The following is a 5,327-nucleotide window of genomic DNA, read 5'->3' as shown; positions in this document are numbered from 1 at the left end:
CAAATGCTTTACAAAAATCATCTACATGGCAAAACAAAGCATCTAAACTAAACATAGGGCAGGTTGCTGGATTTAACGCTATTTTCAGCTTACTACCTGTCCCTTTCCTTATCCCGAACTCAGGTTAATTTAAGTGGTCAAGCATCTCGGCGGGGACTGGATATCCATTTTCCGCGTTATTTGTATCAAAATGAACTTGACCGCCAGGATTTTCAAGCCGCATTATTGGCACTGCTGATGCAAGTACCTCTGAATGTTGATGTCAAAGAGCTAATGCAGCATTGGCTTTATTTTTATGAGCGTTCCATTGGTTGTGTTGGGGTACTCAAAGACTGGCTCATCCGGGCTGTGGCAGCAGCATTGCATGATGGTCACGATACTCTGAGTTTAGAACGACTGCATGAACATACCCTCACACTAGCCCAATGTGAACGTATGGCTTTGGATACCACTGAGGGGGAGCAAAAACTCTCTTACATGGAAAGTCGCCGTGAACATTTGTGGCATTTGCTACAGATAGGCATGGGTTCGACCTCTGTACCAAAAGCTGCGGTGGATTTATCTAAGAAGGATAATGATGTAGTTGCATCGCCCCCAAAATCTGACAAACCACCGTCTTTAGCGAAACGAACTCGTAAAAAACCTGTCAGGGAGAGCGATGATGAAACGATTTCTACAACACCAGATGAAACGTCTATAGAGCCAGCACCTAAGAAAAAACAAACTCGTAAGAAAACAAAACTTGCTGATTCTTCAATTAGTGAAGCACCACTAAAGACAAATATTATCGGCACTCCCACATTAGAAGAGAAGACACTAGATGAAAAAGCAACTCAACAGGAAATACCTAAAACCCCTAAAAAGTCTTCGGGGCGTGTTGGGCAACGCAAACCCAAACGAGATACTGTAGGACTTGAGTGAACATCAAAAAATTCAGTAGTAAACAGTTTTTATCCAGGACTTCAGTTTTTCAATAATCTTCGCATTGGTATTCAAGGAAATTATTAATTAATGAGTTTATCTACTTTACCTATAGAATTTGAATTAGCAGCCGCCAAAATCTTATCTGCTCATTATCTACAGTCTCGCTTTAAATTGACAGCAGAAATTGAAAAAGGGCTTTTAGTAATTGATTTTCAAGGCTATTATACCGAAACTTTCGATCCGAAAAACCGTCCTTATACTAATCCTATCAGTGAAGTTTATCGAAATAAAAAGGTTGATTTTCGGCTATTTTGGGGGAGTGAACATCTAGCATTATCGGGCTGGTGGAGAAATGCTATTCTATCGCTTGAGTACACTCCTATACGACAAGAATGGATGAACGAAGACGGTGAACAAATTTATCGTCCCTATCCAGATGGTGATAAATTCGAGGCAATTGCAGCTTCTTTATACCCAATCTTACAACGGCATTTTCCAATTTGAAGATTACGTTTAAAAAGAAAAGCAGAGTTAAAATGTTACTTACTAAAATTTATTAAAATATCTTTCATACTTAGCAACAATTTACTGAAGAAAACAACTAAAATCAGTCAAAATTAATACTAATTTGATTTGAAAAAAATTATTCACTAATTGTCGGTAGAGATAGACTTCCGTAAGCCTTAGGCGAATTAAAATGAACAGCATTCCCACCCTGAGGAAAGTGTTTCCAGGCTAAATAATGGCGGATTACTTGATGAATATCGTAAGCGTAGCGAGCTACTTCTGGAATATTTTCATCTCTGATTCCAGAGTTTGATTGTTTTGATGTAACTTTGATAATGGAGTTGAGTGATTTTAAGGTATCAACTAATTCTTGATATTGCTCATCTGGCAAGTCAGAAAATAACAAAGCTACTTCTTCAAGTTGTCCCATGTAAATTCGAGATATAAGTTCGCAAGCTTTTGAAATTACGTTTAATTGTTCATCATTAAGTTCTAGATTTACCATGTTTGTCCTTCTCTATGATAAAGTTTTTAACACCTTTAGAAATAGACTTGTTAACAATTTTGAGTTTTTATCTCCTTAAAACTAAACTATTTGGTTTGCTTTTGATGACAGCTTTGTTAGATGTTCCCCAACGAACTTGAATCGAGGCACTCTAATATATTCATATCTTTTATATACCTCGACGTTCTAAGTATTCAGTCAGTTCTGAATTCTTTAGTTCCTTTAAGAACCCAGTTAATGCAAATGGACATTTACAACTTAGTACTGTTTCTATAGAATCAGCATTTAACTGATATTCTTGACAGAGAATATCAAATATATCTTCAGTTGTTAATTCTAGATTTTTATCTAATTCCCAAAGTCTTATTTCTATTGCAATTGCCAGCTTCATACATGAGCAATATATCAATAATTGTTATCTAATTTTAGATTTCACTCTCGCGCGTAAACTTTTTAAACACTTTTGTTGAACACCTACTACTGCTCAAACCAGTTTAAGTTAGGATTTGCCTCATGTTTTCGTCGGTCAGCCTCAGCACAAGCTCTACCATAAATTTCATCCCAACCACGAAGAAAATCTTTTTCATGAGATTCTAAATCCCCATACGGTACAGCCATTTCTCGTTCTAAAGCTTGTAATAATTCTTCAAAAGTCTGAAAATATCCAGGTTCGATTGAGATTGCTTCAAAGAAACTCAACCAATTATTTTTAAATTCTTGACGCAATAGTTGCAATGCTTCAACATTCATCTTCTTCAAAGATGGAGTCAGTGACAATCTCGCCATTTTTAACTCTTGAATAAATGCCTCAATATGCTGTTTTGCTTTTTTGTATTCAGGTGCTTGCTCCTCTAGCTGCAACGATGCCAAGTAGCGAGCGCAAACTTGTTGATAATCTTCAACGGTCGGTACAACTGGTGATAACGCAGTTTCTACACGTTCTATTAGTTCAGTCGCCTCATTGATGTCTGGGTTTATCTTACCCAAAAATTTTTGACGGTAAACGGCACTCAGCCTTTCTACAACAGGTTTGATACCAAGAGCAATCCTGACGTGGGTGGTTGAGTAAGGAGCTTTGTGTCCACGCCCACCTTTGGCTATTGGATCAGTCATAAACTTTTTAACAGCTTACATTCACTATAATATAAACTTGTTAACATCTTTTGGAATAAACTTGTTAACCATTTTTAATTTTCCTAGGGATTGAAACTAAACTGTTTAGTTTGCCCCTGGTATCAGCTACGCTATATCTACCCGTATTTACAAGCGCACCTGCGGAATATGGGGTATTACGCCAAAGAAGTTATTTTTCTACTTTGAAGCTGATTTTTAAAGCATAAAATGGTTAATGTTTTTTGAAGCATATCGTGAGCTAAAAGTTTATTTTATAATTCAAATCACAGCAATTCGAGCTTCCAGTTCTTTGGGTGAAAAAGGTTTCGTTATGTAGTCATCAGCACCGAGTTTTAGTGTGATTTGAACTAAAAATTGAGATTTTAACTCATGATATACTTCAGAAATGAGTATCCAGTTTATAGTTCACTTTTAATATTCGAGTTTTTTTACTAATAATGATTATCGTGTATGGGATAAAAAGACTGTTAAGAGCGACTTTTGTATCAAGCTTTCGGCTTGATTATCATTATTATTCAGCTACGATTTGAGGTTAGCGATCGCCTAACAACAGAGCGAACGCTTGGACAATGAAATATTTGATTTTTACTCAGATATCTACTTAAACAAAATTTTGAACCATAACATGGGCATTTGAACCATATTTTGAATTGAAAGTTTAAGTTAGAGCAATTTTTGCAGGGATTTTTTGTGCAAGTTTTGTCCAATTGTGTTTTTTCAACTCATTCTCTAGTTATGATTCAGAATTTCAACTCTCACTCATAATTTGATTCAAAGTTTTAATTTGTGATTAGCGCGAAAGCCTGAATTTCCGTTAACTCTTTTCTAATTTATGGATCAAAATTTTTCTCATATTATGATTCAAAGCATATTTAGCCCAGTGATTCGGTCTGCTACATCTGCCAATGCTGTTAGCATAATAATTGGTACGTCTGATTGTTTCCGTAATTCTTGACAGACACCGTAGCCATCCAGCTTTGGCATCATTACATCTAGAACTATTAAATCAGGGGTCAACAAGCGAAAAGCTGACAAAGCCTCTTCACCATCACTAGCTGTAACTACACTGTAGCCAATCATCTCAAGACGCGTCTGTAAAATCCTGCGGATGCTGGCTTCGTCATCAACTACTAGGATTGTGCCTTTATCACCTGATAAGTTTCTCAACGCTGTTCCTCCACAGCGAGAACTCTCAACCATCCATTATCTGCTTATTAAGAGTCAAAAACGCAAAACAATCTTGACCTACAGTCATGATGAAGAAGCGATCGCTTAATACTTGCATCTGTGCAACAGATTATGCTGGGGCATCTACCCGAAAACAGATTTGTACACAATTAATAAATTCTTACAATTAGGGATTCGTATTTTCCATAAATTTGGTGTATCTTGTTAATTCCGTGCAAATTATTTATACCTAACTTCTCCCAAATTTACTCATCCAAATTTTGAGCCAATGCCTTTGAAGGAACAGCACATGAAAACTTCTAATGATACAGATACTAAGAAGATCATCAAAAAATCTGAAAAGCTCACCCTCAGACAAATGAAGGCAATCGAAGAAGCCGAAGACCAACTTCTTCAAGCTGATAACATCAACTTTTCAAAACCTGCGCTTGAAGAACTACCAGTAATCATTCCAGACTCAAGAGAACCTGACTATATTCCATTGCTGGACAATCCTCCAGTACAGTCTGTTGGTAACTCTGGCTGGCAGGTTTCTGACCGGAAAGCGGGATATCCGCGTGGATGATTTCTGTGGGTGATTCAGTATTTAAACAACCTGATGCACTTCGCAAAGTATTTCGTAGAGAAGGCGGGGGAAGCGATCGCTAAAAAATTACACCCCTATCTTGAAATAGTGGCAATTGAATTACTTGGGCTTGTTTGGCATTATCCAAATTGGATAAGGAAATGCCCAGTAACCTGATACTGCGATTCTCCAGGTCAATTGATAAAAACAGTGTTTTGGCTATCTCAAAAATTGTATCTAATTCACTGATTGGAGCAATGGTTGTTTTACTGTGCGTTATCTGGCGATAGTCAGAGAATTTGACCTTCAATGTTAATGTACGGCCTCGCGTTTCGTGCTGCTCCAACCGTTGCTCGACAAAAGAGGCAATCTGTTCGAGTTCAAGCAACATCTGACCGACATCGCTTAAGTCCTGTGCAAATGAGGTTTCTGCACCAATCGACTTCCGAACTCGATTTGACTCAACTGGGCGGTCATCTTCCGCTCTGGCAATTTTATAGTAAT

Annotated in this window: 7 protein-coding genes and 1 pseudogene; 3 read left to right on the top strand and 5 right to left on the bottom strand. The window is 37.4% G+C overall.

From position 1 onward, the window contains the following. Window positions 1-63: 63 nt before the first annotated feature. On the top strand, window positions 64-921 hold the full coding sequence (locus tag FNW02_RS37155) for a hypothetical protein (protein WP_225226276.1): 858 nt from the start codon (window positions 64-66) through the stop codon (window positions 919-921). Window positions 922-1,011: 90 nt separating this feature from the next. Further along, window positions 1,012-1,428 carry a hypothetical protein gene (locus FNW02_RS37150; RefSeq protein ID WP_191762469.1) on the top strand — a complete coding sequence of 139 codons (417 nt, stop codon included), beginning with the start codon at window positions 1,012-1,014 and terminating at the stop codon, window positions 1,426-1,428. Window positions 1,429-1,567: 139 nt separating this feature from the next. Here the strand turns inward: FNW02_RS37150 and FNW02_RS37145 are convergent, their stop codons facing one another. The 4 genes and pseudogenes from FNW02_RS37145 to FNW02_RS37125 form a co-directional block, all read right to left on the bottom strand. Then, window positions 1,568-1,936: a hypothetical protein gene (locus tag FNW02_RS37145; protein WP_191762468.1), complete on the bottom strand. Its 369-nt coding sequence runs from the start codon at window positions 1,934-1,936 to the stop codon at window positions 1,568-1,570. A 169-nt stretch (window positions 1,937-2,105) separates the two neighbouring features. Further along, window positions 2,106-2,327 carry a hypothetical protein gene (locus tag FNW02_RS37140; RefSeq protein ID WP_191762471.1) on the bottom strand — a complete coding sequence of 74 codons (222 nt, stop codon included), beginning with the start codon at window positions 2,325-2,327 and terminating at the stop codon, window positions 2,106-2,108. An 86-nt stretch (window positions 2,328-2,413) separates the two neighbouring features. Further along, window positions 2,414-3,049: a hypothetical protein gene (locus FNW02_RS39400; protein ID WP_225226274.1), complete on the bottom strand. Its 636-nt coding sequence runs from the start codon at window positions 3,047-3,049 to the stop codon at window positions 2,414-2,416. A gap of 888 nt (window positions 3,050-3,937) precedes the next feature. Then, window positions 3,938-4,270, bottom strand: a pseudogene (locus FNW02_RS37125) (response regulator); the annotation flags it as partial. 277 nt (window positions 4,271-4,547) lie between these two features. Between FNW02_RS37125 and FNW02_RS37120 the strand changes: the two are divergent. Further along, window positions 4,548-4,823, top strand: coding sequence for a hypothetical protein (locus tag FNW02_RS37120; RefSeq protein ID WP_348535521.1), 276 nt, complete (start codon window positions 4,548-4,550; stop codon window positions 4,821-4,823). A 79-nt stretch (window positions 4,824-4,902) separates the two neighbouring features. Here the strand turns inward: FNW02_RS37120 and FNW02_RS37115 are convergent. Then, the coding region (locus FNW02_RS37115; protein WP_461824393.1) for a DinB/UmuC family translesion DNA polymerase at window positions 4,903-5,327 on the bottom strand (425 nt) is incomplete at its 5' end.

The organism is Komarekiella delphini-convector SJRDD-AB1, assembly GCF_014831675.1.
GTDB lineage: Bacteria > Cyanobacteriota > Cyanobacteriia > Cyanobacteriales > Nostocaceae > Komarekiella.
The sequence above is the reverse complement of the archived record's forward strand: the minus strand, read 5'-3'. Positions and strand labels throughout refer to the sequence as shown.